The 20,711-nt window shown below is 32.2% G+C and carries 22 protein-coding genes; 10 read left to right on the top strand and 12 right to left on the bottom strand.

Features of this window, described 5'->3' with window-relative positions; genetic code table 11:
* Positions 1-58: 58 nt before the first annotated feature.
* The 4 genes from IEV77_RS00990 to IEV77_RS00975 form a co-directional block, all read right to left on the bottom strand.
* Positions 59-412 (bottom strand): DUF1304 domain-containing protein, encoded by a 354-nt coding sequence (locus IEV77_RS00990; RefSeq protein WP_188460976.1) that lies wholly within the window; start codon positions 410-412, stop codon positions 59-61.
* A 2-nt stretch (positions 413-414) separates the two neighbouring features.
* Positions 415-2,454: a thioredoxin domain-containing protein gene (locus IEV77_RS00985; protein ID WP_188462923.1), complete on the bottom strand. Its 2,040-nt coding sequence runs from the start codon at positions 2,452-2,454 to the stop codon at positions 415-417.
* Between the two features lie 146 nt (positions 2,455-2,600).
* Positions 2,601-2,801 (bottom strand): dodecin family protein, encoded by a 201-nt coding sequence (locus IEV77_RS00980; RefSeq protein ID WP_188460974.1) that lies wholly within the window; start codon positions 2,799-2,801, stop codon positions 2,601-2,603.
* A 51-nt stretch (positions 2,802-2,852) separates the two neighbouring features.
* Entirely contained in the window at positions 2,853-3,761 is a 909-nt protein-coding gene (locus tag IEV77_RS00975; RefSeq protein ID WP_188460972.1) for a NifU family protein, read from the bottom strand.
* Positions 3,762-4,008: 247 nt separating this feature from the next.
* Between IEV77_RS00975 and IEV77_RS00970 the strand changes: the two genes are divergently transcribed.
* From IEV77_RS00970 to IEV77_RS17425, 3 genes are all read left to right on the top strand, one after another.
* Entirely contained in the window at positions 4,009-5,019 is a 1,011-nt protein-coding gene (locus IEV77_RS00970) for a PorP/SprF family type IX secretion system membrane protein (RefSeq protein ID WP_188460970.1), read from the top strand.
* A gap of 133 nt (positions 5,020-5,152) precedes the next feature.
* The gene (locus tag IEV77_RS00965) at positions 5,153-5,671 is read left to right on the top strand and encodes a gamma carbonic anhydrase family protein (protein WP_188460968.1); all 519 of its coding nucleotides are present in this window, start codon (positions 5,153-5,155) and stop codon (positions 5,669-5,671) included.
* A gap of 6 nt (positions 5,672-5,677) precedes the next feature.
* Entirely contained in the window at positions 5,678-6,160 is a 483-nt protein-coding gene (locus tag IEV77_RS17425) for a DUF6265 family protein (protein WP_308419205.1), read from the top strand.
* A gap of 27 nt (positions 6,161-6,187) precedes the next feature.
* Here the strand turns inward: IEV77_RS17425 and murI are convergent, their stop codons facing one another.
* From murI to IEV77_RS00920, 8 genes are all read right to left on the bottom strand, one after another.
* Positions 6,188-6,967, bottom strand: coding sequence for a glutamate racemase (gene murI, locus IEV77_RS00955; protein ID WP_188460965.1), 780 nt, complete (start codon positions 6,965-6,967; stop codon positions 6,188-6,190).
* Positions 6,968-7,032: 65 nt separating this feature from the next.
* Entirely contained in the window at positions 7,033-7,542 is a 510-nt protein-coding gene (locus IEV77_RS00950; RefSeq protein ID WP_188460963.1) for an OmpH/Skp family outer membrane protein, read from the bottom strand.
* 36 nt (positions 7,543-7,578) lie between these two features.
* Positions 7,579-8,589 (bottom strand): OmpH family outer membrane protein, encoded by a 1,011-nt coding sequence (locus tag IEV77_RS00945; protein WP_188460961.1) that lies wholly within the window; start codon positions 8,587-8,589, stop codon positions 7,579-7,581.
* Between the two features lie 171 nt (positions 8,590-8,760).
* On the bottom strand, positions 8,761-11,442 hold the full coding sequence (locus IEV77_RS00940; RefSeq protein WP_188460959.1) for a BamA/OMP85 family outer membrane protein: 2,682 nt from the start codon (positions 11,440-11,442) through the stop codon (positions 8,761-8,763).
* Positions 11,375-12,115 (bottom strand): undecaprenyl pyrophosphate synthase, encoded by a 741-nt coding sequence (gene uppS, locus IEV77_RS00935; protein ID WP_188460957.1) that lies wholly within the window; start codon positions 12,113-12,115, stop codon positions 11,375-11,377. The genes IEV77_RS00940 and uppS overlap by 68 nt, the downstream gene beginning before the upstream one ends.
* Complete coding sequence (gene porG / locus IEV77_RS00930; protein WP_188460955.1) at positions 12,116-12,805, bottom strand: type IX secretion system protein PorG; 690 nt, start codon at positions 12,803-12,805, stop codon at positions 12,116-12,118. It lies immediately after the preceding gene.
* A 100-nt stretch (positions 12,806-12,905) separates the two neighbouring features.
* The gene (locus IEV77_RS00925; protein ID WP_188460954.1) at positions 12,906-13,790 is read right to left on the bottom strand and encodes an NAD kinase; all 885 of its coding nucleotides are present in this window, start codon (positions 13,788-13,790) and stop codon (positions 12,906-12,908) included.
* Position 13,791: 1 nt separating this feature from the next.
* Entirely contained in the window at positions 13,792-14,451 is a 660-nt protein-coding gene (locus tag IEV77_RS00920) for a CBS domain-containing protein (RefSeq protein WP_188460952.1), read from the bottom strand.
* A gap of 89 nt (positions 14,452-14,540) precedes the next feature.
* Between IEV77_RS00920 and IEV77_RS00915 the strand changes: the two genes are divergently transcribed.
* The 7 genes from IEV77_RS00915 (at position 14,541) to IEV77_RS00885 (ending at position 20,708) form a co-directional block, all read left to right on the top strand.
* A complete protein-coding gene (locus IEV77_RS00915) occupies positions 14,541-15,254 on the top strand; it encodes a pyridoxine 5'-phosphate synthase (RefSeq protein ID WP_188460950.1) in 714 nt (237 codons plus the stop codon).
* Positions 15,255-15,348: 94 nt separating this feature from the next.
* Positions 15,349-16,116, top strand: coding sequence for an alpha/beta fold hydrolase (locus tag IEV77_RS00910; protein WP_188460948.1), 768 nt, complete (start codon positions 15,349-15,351; stop codon positions 16,114-16,116).
* A gap of 43 nt (positions 16,117-16,159) precedes the next feature.
* Positions 16,160-16,507: a phage holin family protein gene (locus IEV77_RS00905; protein WP_188460946.1), complete on the top strand. Its 348-nt coding sequence runs from the start codon at positions 16,160-16,162 to the stop codon at positions 16,505-16,507.
* Positions 16,508-16,589: 82 nt separating this feature from the next.
* A complete protein-coding gene (tig, locus tag IEV77_RS00900) occupies positions 16,590-17,918 on the top strand; it encodes a trigger factor (protein ID WP_188460944.1) in 1,329 nt (442 codons plus the stop codon).
* Positions 17,919-18,120: 202 nt separating this feature from the next.
* The gene (gene clpP, locus IEV77_RS00895; RefSeq protein WP_188460942.1) at positions 18,121-18,795 is read left to right on the top strand and encodes an ATP-dependent Clp endopeptidase proteolytic subunit ClpP; all 675 of its coding nucleotides are present in this window, start codon (positions 18,121-18,123) and stop codon (positions 18,793-18,795) included.
* 87 nt (positions 18,796-18,882) lie between these two features.
* Positions 18,883-20,115: an ATP-dependent Clp protease ATP-binding subunit ClpX gene (gene clpX / locus IEV77_RS00890; protein ID WP_188460940.1), complete on the top strand. Its 1,233-nt coding sequence runs from the start codon at positions 18,883-18,885 to the stop codon at positions 20,113-20,115.
* Positions 20,116-20,186: 71 nt separating this feature from the next.
* A complete protein-coding gene (locus tag IEV77_RS00885; protein WP_188460938.1) occupies positions 20,187-20,708 on the top strand; it encodes a GNAT family N-acetyltransferase in 522 nt (173 codons plus the stop codon).
* Positions 20,709-20,711 lie beyond the last annotated feature (3 nt).

Raw genomic sequence — 20,711 nt, 5'->3', positions numbered from 1 at the left:
GTGCAAAGTTAAAAAAAAATCTTTAAAATCTGGTTTTCAAGTAAAAACAAGTGCTTATTTAAAAATAGATAGAGACGATTGCCAAAATTGCAGGGATAGATTGTAAGTAAAAAAGTTTTTTTTGTTTGGTTGAATATCCACCACAAATTCCTGCAATAACAATACAGCCTAAAAAGAAAAGAATAGTTTTAATATCATTGTTTGCAAGGGAAAATAATAATCCTGCGGCTAAAAAACCATTGTACAAACCTTGGTTGGCGGCCAAGACTTTCGTCTCTTCTGCGAATGTTTTAGATTTTAATCCAAAGGCCTTAATACCTTTTGGCTTGGTCCATAAAAACATTTCTAAATACAAAAAGTAGAAATGTTCTATCGCAACTAAGCAAATTAGGAAAATAGTAACAGGTGTCATAATTATGGTTTTTTTATTAAGTTAATTGCTTCAATACTACTTTTTACTGGAAGTTTACAAGCATGGTTTACACATACGTAAATAAAGGTTTCATTTTCTTGCAATCTATTTTTTAACAACGGTAGGTGACTCTCTTTAGTGCTTCCTGCAATAATTTTATTTGGAAGATAAACCTCATTTATTTCCTTTATTTTATAATGAGCTTTTGTGCCACTAACGGCAACTTCGTAAAAAGGCTCTGTGTAATTTAACATTAAATCTAACCAATTTGAATAATTAGAGCCATATTCTTGAATCTCTGGTTTCACATTATTTAGCATGTTAGTTGCTGTTTCATAATAGTAATTATTATCGAAGTAACGCGATAATTTAAATAAGTTCTTAGCCATTATAGAGTTGCTAGCCGGAATAACATTGTCTCTATATTCAGTGCTTCTACTTACAAGTAATGGATCTTCATTAGAAGTGAAATAAAACATGCTATTGTTTTCTTCATAAAAATGATCGAATACATAATTTGTTAAATCTCTAGCTGTAAGCAACCATTTATCATCCAGTGTATTTTCGTAAAGAGTTATAAAGGCTTCAATGGTTGTTGCATAATCTTCGAGATAGCCATTTATAGTACTTGTATTGTTTTTGTAATTATGGTATAAACCACCATCTTCCCGTAATTGGTTGTCTAATATAAAATTAGCATTTTTTTCGGCGACTTCTAAAAAATCTTCTTCAGCAAAAACACGATAGGCATCCACATATCCCTTTATCATTAATGCATTCCATGAAGTTAGGGTTTTGTCATCCAATCTGGGTTTGGATCTTTTTTCTCGATTTTTTAATAGGAGCGCTTTCCATTTAACTTTCTTTTGCTTTAACTCTTCAATACTAATATGGTGTTTCTTTAAAACAGTAGTGTCATCAGCTTTTCTAATCAACACGTAATGTTTATTTTCCCAAAAACCGTAATCGTTGATGTTATAATAATCTGAAAATAATTCAAATTCTGATGCAAGTAATTTTTGGAGCTCTTCTTTATTCCAAACGTAAAAAGCCCCTTCTTCCAAATGACCTTCGGGAGTGTTGCTATCTGCATCCAAAGAGGAGTAAAAAGCACCATTTTCCGCAGTCAGTTCCCTTTCAACAAATTTTAAAGTTTCATAAACAACATCTTTATAAAGTTCATTCTTTGTAATTAAATAGGCATCGGAATACAAACTTACTAATTGGGCATTGTCGTAAAGCATTTTTTCAAAATGAGGTATGTGCCAATTTACATCAGTAGAATATCTGGAAAAACCACCGCCAACCTGGTCGTAAAGTCCACCAAAAGCCATTTGAGTAAGTGTTAAGTTTACAAATTTCTGGAGTACTGGATACTTATTTTGATAAGCATATCGCATTAAAAAATGATAGTTATTAGGCATCATGAATTTTGGCGCACGCTTTAATCCGCCTTGCTGATGATCGAAATATGAAGACCAATTGTTTACAGTTTCGTCTATGAACTGATTGTTAAAATCCGCTTCATCTTTATTTATGGAGACCACATCCATGGCTTTAATGCCTTTTTCTAACTTATCGGCATACTCGTAGAGTTTTTCTGGGTTTCTAACATATAAATCAGAGATCTGCTCCAGAGCACTCATCCATTGCTCTTTTTTAAAATAAGTGCCTCCCCAAACGGGTCTGCCGTCTGGAAGTGCTATCACGTTCATTGGCCATCCACCACTTCCTGTCATAAGTTGCACAGCATTCATATAAACTTGATCGATATCTGGACGCTCTTCTCTATCCACTTTAATGTTTATGAATTTAGAATTCATCAATTGAGCAACAATGGTGTCTTCAAAACTTTCATGTTCCATGACATGGCACCAATGGCAAGCGGCATAACCAACGCTAATTAATAATAATTTGTTTTCTGTTTGGGCTTGGTTTAAAGCGGCTTCATTCCATGGATTCCAATCCACAGGATTATGAGCGTGTTGCAGTAAATACGGACTAGTTTCGTGAATTAATTGGTTTGTATATGGGTGATCCATGGGTTTTTTATTTTGTCCTTGACAACTTATTAAAATGCTACAAATTAATAACTGAACATATTTCATCTATCAAAGTTAATGATATTAAAGGCACAAAAAAAGCGCTCGGTTAAGAACGCTTTAGTTTTATGTTTTTAATAAATTAGTTATTTTACTTCGAAAGTGAGTTTCAAATTCACTCTAAATTCTGTAACATTATCGCCATTAACAATAGCACTTTGTTCTTGAACATATACAGACTTAATATTCTTTACAGTTTTAGATGCTTCTTTCACTGCTTTTTTGGTGGCATCTTCCCAACTTTCGTTTGAATTGGATAAAACTTCGATTACTTTTAATACTGCCATAATTTTAATTTTTTAAATGAAACTTTAGTGAATCTTAAAGTTAAGAAAAAATTATCCGTTTATAGCAACAACACTGTTAACTTTACCTTGAAGCATTTCCTTCAAAATATTTTCTATCCCACTTTTTAAAGTATATGTTGAAGAAGGACAACCACTACAAGCACCTTGTAATACAACTTCCACCACTTTGGTTTCAGGGTTGTATGACGTAAATTGGATATTTCCACCATCTCTAGCAACGGCAGGTTTTACAAACTCATCCAGAATACTGATAATTTCTTTAGAGATATCGTCTAATTCTTCATAAGATTTATCCAGTTGCTCTGAGGTTTTATTTACTGCGTTTGAAACCTCAGTAACTATTATTTCTTTGCCTTGTTCTAAATAATTTCTAATAAACTCACGAAGGTCCATGGTAATATCGTTCCAATCCGCCATGTCGTATTTGGTGACAGAAACAAAATTCTCATCAAGAAAAACGCCCTTAACAAATGGGAAATGAAATAATTCTGAAGCTAAAGGAGAAAGTTTTGCTTCCTCTATAGAAGTGAATTCGTAAGAAGTGGGTACTAATCTCTTATTAACAACAAACTTCATCGTAGTAGGATTGGGCGTGCTTTCGGCATACACAGAAACTGATGATGCCTTTGGTGTAGGTTTTTCTTTTTCTTCAACTACAAGACCTCCACTATTTAAATAAGTTGCTATTTGTTCGGATACTTCTTCCTGTACATCCTTCCATTCTATAATGTTATATCTTTCAATAGCAATGAAATTGCCAGAGATATAAATCTTTTTAACAAAAGGTAAATAGAATAACTGTTGTGCTAAAGGTGACGATTTGGCCTCGTCTATATTATTAAATTCGAAACTTTGATGCTGGGTAATAAATTGATTAATTTCAAATTTTATGATGTTATTATTGCTAGTTTCTTTAATTGAAACTTCGAAGGTACTCATAAGATAAAATTTTTTACAAAAATACTAAAAGTTAATTTCAGTTATCCATATATTTGGTTTTTTCGCTTTAAAAGGTGCGTTTTTGTCATTAATGGTCTAAAAAAAATAAAACCTTTAACTTAATAGGGATACTGATAAAAAGTAATTTTTATATATTTGGTTTCTGTTTATAATTTTTTTGTAAAAATTAAGTTTCATTAATAGCCAATTTAACAAGTATTTAAACAGGATCCCTTAAACTAAAATTATGATATTAAAAAGGTTTTATATGTTAGCTTTTGTGTTTTTAATAGCGCAAACAGCTATCGCCCAGGAAGGTATGCCTATTTACTCCGATTATTTAACAGATAATTACTACTTAATTCACCCATCCATGGCTGGAGCCGCCAATTGCGCCAAGATTAGAGTTACTGGACGTCAACAATGGTTTGGAGATGATGATGCACCTAGCCTTTTAACAGCTAATATTAATGGTCGAATAGGGGAGTCTAATTCTGGAATAGGAGCCATCTTTTATTCAGATAAAAATGGATACCATTCTCAAAGTGGTGTTTACCTTACTTATGCACATCATATCATGTTTTCTAGAACGGAAGTTGATTTAAACATGTTGTCATTTGGACTAAGTATAGGGGCTTTGCAATATAAACTTGACGAAACTGCTTTTATAGACGAACCATTTGATCCAATTATAGCAGGTATCGAACAAAGTGCTACGGATTTTAACATAGATTTCGGGTTCTCATATTTCTTATATAATTTTTATGCACATGCTACAGTTAAAAACATGCTTAAAAATGATGGTGTAAACTCTAATGAAAATGGTTTATACGTTTACGATAACCCAAGAGAGTTTTTGTTAAGTGCCGGAAATGTCTTTCAAAAATATGGAAGTGAATGGAGTTTTGAACCTTCGCTTATGTTTATGTATAAAGATGGTACGAAAGAATCTTCTATTGATATAAATGGTAAAGCTTTTAAACAAATGGACTTTGGAGTTCTTTGGGGAGGTATTTCTTATAGAAGAAGTTTAGATGGTGCAGAATATCAAGATGGAACTGAAATAGCAAGTCAGAATCTACAATATGTAACTCCATTTTTAGGAATTAATTACGATCAATTTATGTTTGCATATACCTATTCTTATCAGGCGAATTCTGTAGTTTATAATAACGGCGGATTTCATCAATTAACCTTAGGTTTCAATTTTGCTTGTAAAAAAGAACGTTACCATTGTAATTGTCCGGCAGTAAATTAAAAAAAGTATAAGCCTTGAATCTATCAAGGCTTTTTTTTGTTTTAAACTTGTTCGTTTTTTGAAAAAATTCACTTTCACTCTTCAAAAATTATCGTATTTTTATTATTCATTTAAATAATTAAGCCAATATTTTATGCCCATTATAAAGCCAGTTAACGGAAAAGAACCTCAGATTCCTGAGACATGTTACATAGCAGAAAATGCCACTATTGTTGGAGATGTCTCCATGGGTAATAATTGTAGTGTTTGGTTTAATGCCGTTATTAGAGGCGATGTCCACTATATAAAAATGGGCGATAAAGTAAATGTACAAGATGGAGCAGTTATTCATGCAACCTACAAAAAACACCCAACCAACATTGGTAATAATGTGTCCATTGGTCATAATGCCATTGTTCATGGTTGTACCATACACGATAATGTATTAATAGGAATGGGAAGTATTGTAATGGATAATTGTGTGGTTGAAAGTAATAGTATTGTTGCGGCAGGAGCTGTAGTTACTCAAAACACCACCATTGAAGCTGGAAGTATTTATGCAGGGGTTCCTGCCAAAAAAGTTAAAGACATTAGTCAGGAGTTATTGTCTGGTGAAATACATAGAATAGCTGAAAACTACGTAAAATACGCTAGTTGGTTTCAAGAAGATTAAAATGAAATAGTTATTGCTATTAGGATTGGTTTTTTTATTTCATGTAAAAATGAACAAAAGGAACTTGTTAAATCATTAAAAAGTTATGATCAGATAGAGGATCTACAATGGTTAATTGGAAATTGGTCAAATATTACAAATGAACAGCAATCTTATGAAAACTGGTCTAAATTAAATAATAGCACGATATTCTCGCATAGTTTTGCTCTAGTTAAAAAGGATACAGTTTTTGCTGAACATATAACTGTTGAGCAGGTTGAAAACGGCTTGTATTTAACAGTTGTTGGCTATAGAGAAGAAGCTGATATGCCGATAACTTTTAAAAAGATTCCATCCGAGAAGGGGATTTTTACATTTGAAAATCCAAAACATGCTTTCCCAACAAGGATTTCATATTCCAATCCTGAAACAAATGCTATTCATGCTTGGATAGAAGGAACAATAGAGGGGGAATTAAGGAAAATGGATTTTAATTTTAAACGAGAATAGGGGATTCCTAGAAAACTTAAATTAGGATTAAAAATCTAAATAAGAAATTGTTTTCGTGTCACCAATAAGGGATTTTAAAACCTCTAAATGGGCATTAGAATAGAATTCTAACTTTGGCTTGTTTAAAGCTATATTCAATAGCTGATGTTGTTTTAAAACGGTTTCCGTTTGTTTGGCAACAGCTTTACCAGAGTCAATTATTTTAATATGGGCTGGCAATATTTCTAATAATTGTGGAATGAGGTACGGGTAATGAGTGCAACCTAAAACTAAATAATCTATGTTAGCATCCAGCATGGGCTTTAAATAGATTTCTAAAAGAGCCTTCATTTCTGGAGTATTTACTTTTCCGGATTCTATTAAGGAAACAATGCCTTCTCCAACTTGTTCTACAACGTTAATACTACTTGCAAACAAATCTGTGGTTTTATGGAATAACTCGCTAGAGAGTGTCCCTTTGGTAGCTAGAATGCCTATGGCTTTAGTTCTAGTTTGTAAAGCGGCAGGCTTTATTGCAGGTTCAATACCAATAATAGGAACAGAGTAAGTTTCCCTTAAAATTTTAATGGCATTGGTTGTGGCAGTATTGCATGCTACAACTATCAACTTACAATTCTTGCTTAAAAGTAAATCGATGTTTTTTTTGCTAAGTTTTATAATCTCCTCTTTGGATTTTTCGCCATAAGGGGCATTTTTACTATCTGCAAGATAAATAGTGTTTTCATTAGGCAACAAGAGATTAAGCTCCTTCCATACGGAAGTGCCGCCAACACCAGAATCGAATATGCCAATAGGTTGCCTGCTCATGAGAATCAAAAATAAAAAAAAGCCACTTAATTTAAGTGGCTTTAAAATTATCTTTTAAAAAAAGATTAGATACCTAAATCTTTTTTAACAGCATCCATTAAGTTGTTGCCATCTGCCATGATTACGCCTCCACCTTGAGTAGAATCTAAAACGTATTCGAAACCTTGAGCTCTAGCTACTTTTAAGATTGCCATTTTTGCTTTTTCAGTAATTGGCTTTAATAAGTCAATTTCTTTTTTCTGCATTTCTTGTTGTGCTTGTCCTTGATACTGCTGAATGTTTTGTTGCATTGTTTGAACTTCAACTAAACGTTTTTGGTTTTCCTCGTCCGTTTTCGTTGCTGCTTCAGCTTCGTATTGTTTCATTTTGTTTTGATACTCTGTAACCATAGATTGAATATCTGCTTCGTAAGTTTTACCTAACTTATCCATTTCAGCTTGAGCTATACCCATATCTGGCATGGCTTTAATTAAATCTTGTGTGTTAATATGCGCGATTTTGCTTTGAGCTTGTGTAAAAGTTGTTGCTCCAATAAATAATGCTGCTGCAAATAAAAAGGTCTTGAAATGTTTCATTTTTAAATAGTATTAATAAGTGTTATAATTTAATTGTTAATTATTATCTGATTCTTCGGGCACCGTGCCACTATTGTTTGTATTCTCTTGATTTTCTCTTTCTTCTTTCGCTTTTTGTCTATCGTCTAGAATTTTTTGTCTTCTCTCATCTAGCTCTTTCTGTCTGTTTTCGCGATCTTGTAATTTTTGCTGTCTTCGTTCTTCCTGAATCTCTTCAGCAGATTTTTGCTCTACAGGTTCCCCAGTTTCCGTTACTACCTCTCCATCTTCTGTAGTTGTGGTCTCTTGGCTTTGCGTATTTCTAGCTTCTAGTTTTTCATCTCTTGAGCGTTGTCTTTCTGCAATGATACTATCTCTTCTTTTTTGAGCATCAAGTTGCTTTTGTTCCCTTTCATCTAAGACTACTTGTCTCTTTTCTTCAAGTTCAGCCTCTTTTGCTTCCTGTTCTTTATCTATTTCTGGAAGGTTTTCTTCGGCTTCAGCAGCTTTTCGTTCCTGCTTTGTTTCAGCTTGAGTACGTTTAGAGGTTCTAGATATACTTCTAATAACTTCGTCGCTAAAATCAAATCTTTCTGCCGAATATAACATAACAACATCTGCAGATTTGTCGAAAACAAAATCGTATTTCCTTTTTTCTGCCATATCTTGAACCGCTGCAAATATTTGATCTTGAATAGGCTGAATTAATTGTCTCTTTTGAATCATTAAATCACCATTCGGACCAAAACGTTTTTGCTGATAGTCAAGAATATCTTTTTCCTCGAATGATATATCCTCCTCACGTTCTTCAATAAGCTCTTTTGTTAGAAGCGCTTTTTCATTGCTTAAATCTTTGCGTTTTTGTTCAATCTGGCTTAATTGGGTTTCAATTTCTATTTTCCATTTTTGAACTTTATTTTCTAATTGCGCAGATGCTTCTTGATATTCTGGTACATTTTGTAAAATGTATTCGGTATCAATATATCCGATTCTTACACCACGTTGTGCATAAGTAGACATACTTATTGTAGAAACTATTATCAGTAAAAAAAGAACTTTTAATTTCATTTGTGTCATATTTTATAATTGATGGTTCTATAAATTCTAAAACGACAGCTAATTATTTAAATTGTCTGTTTGTTTTCCAATTGTTATTTTCAAAATTAACGAAATTTAACTTTAAAAATTTTAATTCTCAATTTAAATATGCAAATTGTTTATAGAAAATATCGTGCCAAATTAAAATTGTTGTCCAATTATAAAGTGTGTTTCCCATCCATTTGGTTGTGTTTGCCCAGGAAGTGCATCGAATCCATACCCTAAATCAATACCTAATAAACCAAATGCAGGCATGAAGACACGTAGTCCAGCACCAGCAGATCGTTTCAAGTCATAAGGGTTGTAGTCATTAAATGCATTGTATGAAATACCACCTTCTACGAATCCTAAAACATAAATTTTTGCTTGTGCTTTTAAGGTAATTGGATATCTTAATTCCAACGAAAACTTATTATATATGGTACCACCATCAGATGTTGCGTAGCCGTTTTCATCTAAAGGTTGAATAGATTGGTTTGGATATCCACGAAGTGAAATAGTTTCTCTACCATCTAAACTATAAGACCCAAGGCCATCACCTCCTAGAAAGAAGCGCTCGAAAGGAATATCTCCTCTATTTTGATTGTATGCTCCTAAGAAACCAAATTCAACACTTGGTTTTAAAACGAATTTTTTAACAATTTCGGCAAACCATTCTGCTTTAAATTGAATTTTATAAAACTCTAACCACTTAAAACGTTCTTGATCTATTTCTGCAATTCCTTCAGCAGCTGTTACTCTTTGTGAATTTGAATAATTTGGATCATCAACGATAGCTTGTAAATCTTCTCTATCGTGTTTTAATGCGTAATAGTCAACATTATTAAATAACGAATAAGGTAAGGTTACTTTGGCACTTGCGCTGAAACTTGATCCACCAACAGGGTAAACAGGGTCGTTATATGTACTGTTTCTACTTATTCCAATAGTATAAGCTAAATTGTTTGAGTACCCATCTCCAAAAGTAAACAAGCCAGTATTATAATCTTTTAAATTATAATGTTGGTAGCTAATAGCTTGAGATAAAGTAAAAAAGTTATCTGGTTCATTTAAACGCTTTGCTAATCCAACAGATAGTCCAGTAATAGTAAAGGCCTTGTCTCTATCTGCTTTTCCTGTTTGAGCATCATATAAAAATTGTTTTGTATGAGATACAGATGTTGAAAATTGAACTGGTTTTTCCCCTCCTAACCATGGTTCGGAAAATGAAAAGCTATATGTTTGATAGAATTGACTTGCTTGTAATCGTAAAGACAATTGTTGACCATCTCCTCTTGGTACAGGTTTGTATTCTTTAATATTAAAAAGATTTCTTAAAGAAAAGTTGTTAAAAGATAATCCTAAGGTACCAATAAATCCACCTCCACCATAACCACCTTGTAGTTCTATCTGGCTAGATCCTGTTTCTACAACAACATATTCTAAATCAATAGTTCCTTCGTTGGGGTTTGGATTGTTAAAGTTGGTTGCAATTTGTGCCGCATCGAAAAATCCTAACTGACTAAGCTCTCTAATGGTTCTAATAACATTCGATTTGTTGTAAAGTTGGCCTGGTCGTGTATGTAATTCTCTGTAAATAACATGATCGTTTGTAACGTCATTTCCTACTACAGTTACATTTGTAAAATAAACAGGTTTTCCTTCAGAAATTCTAATTTCCAAATCAATAATATTTCCTTCGGCACTAATTTCTACTGGATTAATGGTAGAAAATAAATAACCATTGTTTTGATATAGGTTGGTAATATCTGAAGCATCAGGATTCTCGTTGTCTGCAATTCTTTTAGACAGTAGGGTTCCATTATATGTTTCACCTGGATATATTCTTAAAATTCTTCTTAAAACATCATCTGAATAAACCGTGTTTCCAATGAAGCTAATTTTACCAAAGGAATATAATTCTCCAACTTCTAAATTAATATAGACAGATACATTTTTACTATCTATAACAACAACACTATCAGAAAGTACACGTGCATCTCGATACCCGTTTTCTTTGTATTTATCTACAATGCTTTTTAAATCTGCTTTGAAATCGGTTTCTATAAACTTGGAACGTTTAAGAACGTGAGTAATACTTTTTTGCTTGGTATTTTTCATAGCTTTTTTAAGTTTGCTATCTGGGATAACCGTATTCCCACTAAAATGAATCTCTTTTACTTTTACTTTTTTTCCTTTATCAATATTAACAACCATGTTCATAACACTTTTAGATGTTTGAATGGTGTCTTGAACTTCTATGGTATTGATATTAACTTTGGTATTATAAAAACCTTCTTTTTTATACTTGCTAATAAGGTAGTTTTTTGTAGTAGTTATAAGGTTCTCGGTTACTTTAACACCTTTATTTAAGGTGTTTTCAGTAATAAGTTTTTCTACCTTGGACTTTTTAACACCATTTATTTTAACTTCGTTAAGTTCAGGTAAATCATCTAGCCTAATTTCTAGAAAGACGACGTTATCTTCAATTCTATTGATATATATTTCAATATTATTAAAAAGGTTGGAATTCCAAAGTTTTTTTATCGCATTACTTATTTTATCGCCAGGAATAATCACCTCTTCGCCTACTCGTAAACCAGAATAAGTTACAATAGTTTGTTTGCTAAAACTTGTTTCTCCTATTACATCAATGCCACCAACCGTATATTTTTTGCCATTTTGAGCATTCGTGTCTTGTGCTTGTAATCCTTGAAAATTTACAAAAAATAGCAATGTAAAAATGAATAGTAAGTATGTCTTCAATAGTACTTTATTAGTTAATTTGTTCACTTGTTTTCCCAAACCGTCGTTCTCTTTTTTGATATTCAATAATTGCTGCATATAAATGTTGCTTCGTAAAATCTGGCCAAAGTACATCTGTAAAATACAATTCAGCATAAGCAATTTGCCATAAAAGGAAATTACTTATTCGTTGTTCACCACTTGTTCTGATAAGCAAATCTACGTCGTGTAAATTTTGCGTGTAAAGATGCTCATTAATAACCGATTCATCAATATTTTCGGGCGAAATTATATTATTTTTAACTTTAATGCTTATTTTTTTTACTGTATTTATTAATTCTTCTCTAGAGCCATAACTTAATGCAAGAGTTAAAACCATACGTTTGTTGTTCTTGGTTTTTTCAATTACCTCAAAAAGTTCTTTATGCGCCTTCTTAGGGAGTTCATCTAGTTTACCAATGGCTAAAAGTTTTATATTGTTGTCTTGTAGCGTTTTAATTTCTTTTTTTAAAGAAGACACTAAAAGTTTCATGAGTGTTTGAACCTCTAATTTGGGTCTATTCCAGTTTTCTGTAGAAAAGGCGTAAAGTGTTAAATTTTCAATACCTAGTTCTGCAGACGCTTCTACAACATGTCTTACGGATTTGGTGCCATTTTCATGACCAAAAGCCCGTAACATGCCTTGTTGTTTCGCCCAACGTCCATTGCCATCCATTATAATAGCTAGGTGTTTAGGTAATTTACTTGTATTTATAGTTGATTTTAAATCCATTTAAAAAACGCAATAGCAAGGTTTTCTACCAAAGGTATAGGTTAGTGTTACTCCTGTAATCATATACCAGTCGTTGTTGTATTTATTTCCAAAAGCAGTGTTAGCATCATGGTCATAATCTGGAGCGCTTCCATCAATTTCGTCGCTAAAAGTGTATCTAGCTCCAATTTCGGCAGCAATAATAAAATTCCCCATAAAACGGTACTTAAATCCTAAAACCATTGGAATGCCAAAAGCAAAACTGCTTGTGCCTTCTGAGGTAAGTTGTCCATTTTGAGTAAAATAAAAATTATCGTAGTGGGCTACCGATATACCACTATATAAATAAGGTGTTGCTTTTTTTGTTCCATCATGCAAATCGAAATCTAAAAAATTAAATTCAATTCCCAAAGATGCTTCTACCAAGTCGTTGGTAAGTTGATAACCTCTTTGCTGTCTTTTCGGATCGTCAGATTTTAGATCGTTAATTTCCAAATCGGTATATAATAAAGAAAGTCTAAACGAGTGCCTTGGACTTCTATTCCATTTATAAACCCCACCAAAAGCAATTTGGTTTGGTGAAATGTAAGTGGTAGCCCCAACATCTCCAATAAAATTACTGCCACCAACAAAAACCCCAAGTTCATGGGTTTGCGCTTGGCTTAATTGAAAAGTTAAAATGAATAAAAATATTGTGGTTAAATACCTCATAAATGTTCAAAAGTTTGCAAATATAATAAATAAGATTAGCCTATAATAATTTGAATCAAATTGTTATAGGAATAAAACTGCTTTTCATGCAAATTATTGTCTAATTACGTCTGTCTTCACCCCAAAGAAGTTTTTTTCGAAGTGTATCTAAAAAGCTTTCGTTTAATAATTCAATCATTTTTACTTTGAATGGGGCTTTTTTTATGGTAACAATCGTGTCATTGCTTAAAGTTGCTATCCTGGAGTCTAAAGAGATTAAAAAGTTTTCTTCTCTTCCGTGTACTTTGAGTTCTATTTCAGTAGAATCTGTTATAATTAATGGTCTCGCACTTAAATTATGAGGTGCAATAGGTGTTAATACTAAACTATTTGTGTCTGGTGTAATAACTGGTCCGCCACAACTTAAGGAGTACCCTGTAGAACCTGTAGGTGTTGAAACAATTAAACCATCACTCCAATAAGAGGTTAAATACTCTCCGTTTAGTTTCGTTTCTACCGTTATCATAGATGTTGTGTTTTTTCTGCTAACGGTAATTTCATTTAATGCAAAATTTAAGTCTTTAAAATCTTTGTGTTCTGGGAACGTTTTTACAGAAACTAAACTACGTTCCGATATTTTGTAATTCCCAGATAAGATATCGTCTATAGCGCTTGTAATATTTTCATTTTGGATGGTTGCAAGGAATCCTAGTCTCCCAGTATTTATTCCAACTATTGGAATGTCTAAATCTTTAACTAGAGTAATAGTTCTTAAAATGGTTCCATCTCCACCAATACTAATAAGTAAGTCGAAACTTTTGTCTAAAGCCTTAAAGGTTTTAAACTTATCGTAGTTTGTATGGTTGGTTAAATTGTGGTTTATAATATCGAAAAAGGTTTCTTCTATATAAACATTAATGTTCTTTTCGTAAAGATAATCTAATAGAATCTCTACCGCTTCTTCAGCGTTTTTATGATAGAATTGACCGGAAATTGCAATTTTCATATTAAATGTTTAAATATTTATTTAAATAATCCGATCTGTCTTTTAAATTTTCGAGATAACTATCTTCTTCATGTCCAGAAACAACGTTGTAACTGTAACGTCTAAACGTTTGCATGATATCGTTTAATCCTGTGTTGCCAATTTTAAGAGTCACTTGGACTAGGCCATTTTCAATTTTCGAAATAAAAGCACCTAATAATTTGCCGTCGTTGGATTCTACAATCTGGCTAAGTTCACTAAAAGAATAATCATTTAAGCTTTTTTCAACAATTAAAATGTTTCCAGCCTCAGCAAAGAAAGGAGTTTCATTAAAAAGACTAATTACATCATTCAATTCATAATAGCCTAAATAAATGTTATTTTCATTTAAAACAGGCATAATATTCGTTGAATTTTGAGCAAATGCTTCCAGCACATCCAACCAAATGGTTTGTTGTCTAACAAAAAAACCTTCTATGGCATGGCTGTAATCTGAAATAGGCTTATTACTGCTAAAACAATGTGCATCAGTTTCAGACATGCAACCTAAATAAACACCTTCTTTGTTTTTTATTGGAATATGAGAATAGGTAAGTTGATTAAACAGCAATTGCAAGTCGCTAATTTTATCATCATTCTGAAGAGGTTTAATATCGTTTATTATGTATTCTGAAATATTCATTGCGTCTATTAAAGTTACTGCAAATTAATTAAAAATTACTACAATAACCTTGAATGACTTTGTATTTTTGTAGGATTAAAATTGAAGTCATGACAAAATTAAGTGTTAATATAAATAAGATTGCTACTTTAAGAAATTCTAGAGGAGGCAATATGCCAAATGTGGTTCAATTTGCTAGAGATGTCCAAGCTTTTGGAGCAGAAGGAGTCACCATTCATCCAAGACCAGACGAAAGACATATAAGATATCAAGATGCTTACGATTTAAAATCTGAAGTATATACAGAATATAATATTGAAGGAAATCCGGTCGATAAATTTTTAAAAATGGTTTTAGAATTAAAACCAACTCAGGTAACTTTAGTTCCAGATGCCGAACATGCTATTACTAGTAATGCTGGTTGGGACACTATAAAACATAAACATTTTTTAATAGACGTTATTAAAGAATTTAAAGATCATGGGATTAGAACCTCTATTTTTATCGATCCAGATTTAAAACAAATTGAAGGTGCTAAAGCTACTGGAGCAGATAGAATTGAATTGTATACTGAAGCTTTTGCTCATGAATATGGCTTAGGTAATAAAGCCGCTATCAAACCATATACGGCTTGTGCTGAATTAGCAAATGCTTTAGGTTTAGGTGTTAATGCAGGCCACGATTTGTCTTTAGAAAACATTAAATTTTTTAAAGAGCATATTCCGGGTCTCTTGGAAGTGTCTATTGGTCATGCGTTAATTTCAGAAAGTTTATATTTAGGAGTTGAAAACGTTATTCAAATGTATTTACAGAAATTGCAGTAGTATATTGATGACTGAGAGTAATCGAAGTCATGTTTAAGATTTTAATGTGGCTTCGACTACGCTTAGCCACCAAAAAAAACAAACATACAAACCATTGGAAGAACTATATTCAAATATTCTAGGTGAAGGAAAACCCTTTGTCATTCTTCATGGCTTTTTAGGCATGAGTGATAATTGGAAAACCCTTGGCGCAAAGTTTAGTAAACAAAATTATCAGGTACATTTAATAGATCAACGTAACCACGGAAGAAGTTTTCATAGTGACAATTTTAACTATGAGGTTTTAGTTGAAGATTTAAAAAACTATTGCGACACGCATCAGTTAAAAGACATTGTGCTTCTTGGCCACTCTATGGGTGGGAAAACTGCGATGCTTTTCTCTACAACGTACCCAGAACTAGTTTCGAAACTCCTAATTGCCGATATTTCACCAAGATTTTATCCAACCCATCATGATGCCATTTTAGAAGGCTTAAGCAGTCTGGATTTTAATAACATGGAAAGTAGAGGAGATGCAGACGATCAATTGGCGAAATATGTTTCAGATTTTGGGACACGCCAATTTTTATTAAAAAATCTCTATTGGAATGATGCTAAAGAATTGGCTTTAAGAATAAATCTAGAAGTGTTAAATGAAAATATCGATGAAATAGGCGAAGCATTACCAATTCATGCGCAATATAAAGGAGAGACGCTTTTTCTTCGTGGAGATAAATCTGAATATATTGGATTACAAGATGAATCCATTATTAAAAACCATTTTCCAAATTCAAAAATTATAACCATTCCAAAAGCTGGACATTGGTTACATGCTGAAAACCCGAAAGCCTTTTTTGACGAAGTCATGAATTTTTTAGGGTAATATATCCTAGTTTACTATCTTTAAATCTAACTAAAACAAAATTATGAACTTAATTATTCGCCTTTTATTGACTGCAGTGGCAGTTGTTATTCTAGCTTACATCTTACCAGGAGTTGAAGTCTCTGGTTTTGGATCTGCCATTATTGTGGCTATCGTATTAGGCTTACTTAATATTTTTATCAAGCCTATTTTGGTCATTTTAACTTTGCCAATTACTGTGGTAACATTGGGCCTATTTTTACTTGTTATCAATGCCTTGATTATATTAATGGCTAACAGTTTTATAGATGGTTTTATGGTTAGTGGTTTTTGGATAGCCTTGCTATTTAGCTTGTTACTATCTGTGCTTCAATCTATCTTATTTTCTTTATTAAAAGAAGATGTAAAATAGGCTGACATACAATACGTTAAAATCTTTGTTGGGTTGTAAAAAAATATGTATTTTTGCAACCCAATTTTTATGTCATAATACAATGAATATTACAAGAGAAAATATCGATGCATTAAATGCTGTAGTAAAAGTAGATATCGCTAAAGACGATTATAACGATAAAGTTGAAAAAATCTTATTAGACTACAGAAAAACGGCTAACATACCAGGTTTTAGAAAAGGTCATGTCCCAATGGGAATGGTAAAAAAACAATATGGTAAAGCTGTTTTAGTTGATGAAGTAAACAAATTATTACAAGAAGCTTTAAATAAATATTTAACTGAAGAAAAATTAGATGTTCTTGGACATCCAATTCCAAAGCCTCAAGACGATTTAGATTGGGATTCAGAAAAATTATCTTTTGAATTTGAACTTGGTCTATCACCAGAATTCAACGTTGATCTAAAAAGCAAAAAAGCGATAACTAGCTACAATATTGTTGCTGGAGAAGCGATGATTAAAGAGCAAGTAACAAACATTCAAAAGCAATACGGGAAATTAACTCCTCAAACTGAAATAGCTAAAGACAGTGAGATAACAGGTGTTTTTCAAAATGAAGAAAAAGAGATTGAAAACACAGTCACTTTAACTTTAGATAAATTTAAAGGAAAAGCTACCGAAAAGAAATTTGTTGGAGCTAAAGTTGGCGATGTTATTACTTTAAAAACAAAAGGACTTTATAACGATGATCACGAATTAATGCATGCATTAAAATTAGATCATGATGCTATTCACGGATTAGATATTGAAGTAACTTTTACAGTTACCGAAATAAATGGACGCGAATTAGCAGATTTAGACCAAGAGTTATTCGACAAATTATTTGGAAAAGATGCTGTAAAATCTGTTTCAGAATTAAAAGATAAAATAAAAGAAGATGCTGCAAAGCAATTCAAGCAACAAGCAGATCAGAAACTATTAAACGATGTTACTGAATATCTTGTTGAAAATACAAAATTCGATTTACCTGCGGCATTCCTTACAAAATGGATGCAAACTTCAGGTGAAAATCAATTAAGTGAAGATGAAGCTAAAGATGAATATGAAAAATCTGAAAAAAGCTTACGTTACCAATTAATTGAAGGGAAATTAATTACTGAGAATAACGTCAAAGTAACTATGGATGATATTAAAGATCATGCTAAGCAAATGATTAAAGCTCAAATGGCTCAGTTTGGTCAAATGAATCCTACAGATAAAGAATTGGAAGATATTGCAGCTCGTGTGTTGTCTAACCAAGATGAAGCTCGTAGAATTTCAGAACAAATTATCAGTCAGAAATTATTAGACCTTTATAAAGAAAAAGCAAACCTTAAAACTAAGGAACTTACTTACGAAGAGTTTGTTAAAGAAGTTTATGGAGACAAATAAGACGTCAAAATAAATTATTTAATCTAACACAGACCTTATGTAAGTGTTAACAAAGTTTAAAGAATAAATCCTTATATTTAGGCGTTGAAATTTATAATTTTAACGCCTTTTTAATTGAGTGAAAACTATTTCTTTAAATAGTTAATTGAACTCATCCTGACGAAGGTCAGGATCTAACTTTAAGAAAACAATTATAAAATTTATGGATTACGGAAAAGAATTTGAAAAATTCGCTATAAAAGATCAAGGAATAAGCAGTACGTACTACAACCAAATTATTGGAAGTATGTATCCAAATAACTTAACGCCAAATATTATTGAAGAACGTCAAATGAATATTGCCATCTTCGATGTGTTTTCTCGTTTAATGATGGATCGTATTATTTTCTTGGGAACAGGAATTAACGACCAGGTCGCTAATATTATTCAAGCACAATTATTGTTTTTAGAAAGTACAGACTCTTCTAAAGACATTCAAATATATATTAACTCTCCAGGTGGTTCTGTTTATGCAGGACTTGGTATTTACGATACCATGCAGTTTATCAAACCAGATGTTGCAACAATTTGTACAGGAATGGCTGCTTCTATGGGAGCTGTTTTATTATGTGCTGGGGCAAAAGGAAAACGTAGTGGTTTAACTCACTCTCGTGTTATGATTCACCAACCATTAGGTGGCGCTCAAGGACAAGCAAGTGATATAGAAATTACGGCCAGAGAAATTTTAATCTTAAAAGAAGAGCTTTACAAAATTATTAGTAAGCATTCTGGACAAGATTACGACAAAGTGTATTCAGATAGTGATAGAGATTATTGGATGAAAGCCGATAAAGCTAAAGAATACGGAATGATTGATGAAATTTTAGTGCGTAGCTAAAAACTCATTGATATTAAAACTATAAAAATGATTCCTCTCTAAGGAAAACTTGGAATTCGGAATTTTTAACTTGGAATTTATTTAGTAATGGCAAAGGAAGATTTAGAATGTTCGTTTTGTGGTAGGAAAAAGCCAGAAACAAATTTATTAATTGCAGGATTAGATGCGCACATTTGTGATAAATGTATTGAGCAAGCTCATGGAATTGTTTTAGAGGAATCTAAACAAGGAGATAAAAGCGAGCTTTCTGCTGAACTCATGTTGCGTAAACCAAAACAAATAAAAACATTTTTAGACGAATATATTATTGGTCAAGAAATGACTAAAAAAGTGATGTCTGTGGCAGTTTACAACCACTACAAAAGACTTTTACAACCAGCAAGTGATGACGATATTGAAATTCAAAAATCAAATATCATCATGGTTGGACAAACAGGAACAGGTAAAACCTTAATGGCAAAAACCATTTCTAAAATGCTGAATGTACCTTTAGCTATTGTAGATGCTACGGTTTTAACAGAAGCGGGTTATGTAGGTGAAGATGTAGAAAGTATTTTAACGCGTTTGTTACAAGCAGCAGATTACAATTTAGACAAAGCTGAAAAAGGCATCGTATTTATTGATGAAATAGATAAAATTGCTCGTAAAAGCGATAACCCTTCCATAACTAGAGATGTTTCTGGGGAAGGCGTACAACAAGCCTTATTGAAATTATTAGAAGGAACCGTTGTTAACGTACCACCAAAAGGAGGTCGTAAGCATCCAGACCAGAAGTTTATTGAAGTCAACACCGAAAATATTTTATTTATTGCTGGTGGAGCTTTCGATGGCATTGAAAAAGTAATTTCAAAACGTTTAAACATGCAAGCCGTTGGTTATAGTGCTTCTATGTCTGAAGAAAAAGTAGACCAAAATAATTTATTGCAGTACATTATTCCAAAAGATTTAAAAGATTTTGGCCTGATTCCTGAAATAATTGGACGTCTTCCAGTATTAACTTACATGGACCCATTAGATGCTGAAACTTTAAGAGCCATTTTAACGGAACCTAAAAATGCCATTATCAAACAATATAAAAAGTTGTTTGAAATGGATGAAATAGAATTCACAATTACAGATGGTGCATTAGATTTTATTGTTGGAAAAGCTATAGAATACAAACTTGGAGCACGTGGATTACGTTCGTTATGCGAAGAAATTCTAACCGATGCCATGTTCGAATTACCTAGTACTGATGAAAAGGAAATTAAGGTAACTAAGGCCTATGCTGAAGAAAAATTATCTAAAACAACTATTAAGAAATTGAAAGCTGTTTCTTAATATCAATATTATAAACGTAGAAAGCCATCTGTAGATTTGTTTACAGATGGCTTTTTTATTTAAATTGATGTATGATTTTTAAAAACATTAAGGAATTACAAACTCAAAGATTAACATTGAGTTTAATAAGTGAAGAAGATGCAAATATTATATATGACTTACGCTCCAATGCTGAAGTGCAAAAGTATATAGATAGAGAGCCATTTAAAAAACATGAACAAGCAGAAACACAGCTAAAAAAAGTCTTAGGGTTATTGGACAATCAAGAATCAGTTACATGGATAATTAAGCTGAGTTCAGAATCAAAAAAAGTGGGTTCCATTTGTTTATGGAATTTTAGCAAAGACAGAAAAATAGCTGAAGTTGGCTATGATTTATTACCAGATTTTCATAATAAGGGAATTATGAGTGAGGCCTTAGAGGTGGTTTTAGATGTTGGATTTCAAAAACTTCAATTAAAGACAGTCGAGGCTTTTACTAGTAAGTATAATAAAGGTTCGATCTCTTTGTTGGAAAAACATAATTTTGAATATCAGAAGGATAGATTTGATGAAGGCTTTCCAAACAATAATATTTATACCTTATCGTTTTGAGTT

It is taken from the genome of Xanthomarina arctica, from assembly GCF_014638915.1.
Classification (GTDB): domain Bacteria; phylum Bacteroidota; class Bacteroidia; order Flavobacteriales; family Flavobacteriaceae; genus Xanthomarina; species Xanthomarina arctica.
Note: the sequence above shows the minus strand (reverse complement) of the source record. Positions and strands in the feature narration are given on the sequence as shown.

Excerpts from the sequence above, each read along its gene's own strand:
- tig (WP_188460944.1), top strand. The coding sequence starts at position 16,590 with ATGAATATTACAAGAGAAAATATCGATGCATTAAATGCTGTAGTAAAA.
- IEV77_RS00970 (WP_188460970.1), top strand. The coding sequence starts at position 4,009 with ATGATATTAAAAAGGTTTTATATGTTAGCTTTTGTGTTTTTAATAGCG.
- IEV77_RS00925 (WP_188460954.1), bottom strand. The coding sequence starts at position 13,790 with ATGAAAATTGCAATTTCCGGTCAATTCTATCATAAAAACGCTGAAGAA.
- murI (WP_188460965.1), bottom strand. The coding sequence starts at position 6,967 with ATGAGCAGGCAACCTATTGGCATATTCGATTCTGGTGTTGGCGGCACT.
- clpX (WP_188460940.1), top strand. The coding sequence starts at position 18,883 with ATGGCAAAGGAAGATTTAGAATGTTCGTTTTGTGGTAGGAAAAAGCCA.
- IEV77_RS00885 (WP_188460938.1), top strand. The coding sequence starts at position 20,187 with ATGATTTTTAAAAACATTAAGGAATTACAAACTCAAAGATTAACATTG.
- porG (WP_188460955.1), bottom strand. The coding sequence starts at position 12,805 with ATGAGGTATTTAACCACAATATTTTTATTCATTTTAACTTTTCAATTA.
- IEV77_RS00975 (WP_188460972.1), bottom strand. The coding sequence starts at position 3,761 with ATGAGTACCTTCGAAGTTTCAATTAAAGAAACTAGCAATAATAACATC.
- IEV77_RS00920 (WP_188460952.1), bottom strand. The coding sequence starts at position 14,451 with ATGAATATTTCAGAATACATAATAAACGATATTAAACCTCTTCAGAAT.
- IEV77_RS00945 (WP_188460961.1), bottom strand. The coding sequence starts at position 8,589 with ATGAAATTAAAAGTTCTTTTTTTACTGATAATAGTTTCTACAATAAGT.
- IEV77_RS00990 (WP_188460976.1), bottom strand. The coding sequence starts at position 412 with ATGACACCTGTTACTATTTTCCTAATTTGCTTAGTTGCGATAGAACAT.
- IEV77_RS00940 (WP_188460959.1), bottom strand. The coding sequence starts at position 11,442 with ATGCAGCAATTATTGAATATCAAAAAAGAGAACGACGGTTTGGGAAAA.
- IEV77_RS00950 (WP_188460963.1), bottom strand. The coding sequence starts at position 7,542 with ATGAAACATTTCAAGACCTTTTTATTTGCAGCAGCATTATTTATTGGA.
- IEV77_RS00980 (WP_188460974.1), bottom strand. The coding sequence starts at position 2,801 with ATGGCAGTATTAAAAGTAATCGAAGTTTTATCCAATTCAAACGAAAGT.
- IEV77_RS00965 (WP_188460968.1), top strand. The coding sequence starts at position 5,153 with ATGCCCATTATAAAGCCAGTTAACGGAAAAGAACCTCAGATTCCTGAG.
- uppS (WP_188460957.1), bottom strand. The coding sequence starts at position 12,115 with ATGGATTTAAAATCAACTATAAATACAAGTAAATTACCTAAACACCTA.
- IEV77_RS00985 (WP_188462923.1), bottom strand. The coding sequence starts at position 2,454 with ATGGATCACCCATATACAAACCAATTAATTCACGAAACTAGTCCGTAT.
- clpP (WP_188460942.1), top strand. The coding sequence starts at position 18,121 with ATGGATTACGGAAAAGAATTTGAAAAATTCGCTATAAAAGATCAAGGA.
- IEV77_RS00915 (WP_188460950.1), top strand. The coding sequence starts at position 14,541 with ATGACAAAATTAAGTGTTAATATAAATAAGATTGCTACTTTAAGAAAT.
- IEV77_RS00905 (WP_188460946.1), top strand. The coding sequence starts at position 16,160 with ATGAACTTAATTATTCGCCTTTTATTGACTGCAGTGGCAGTTGTTATT.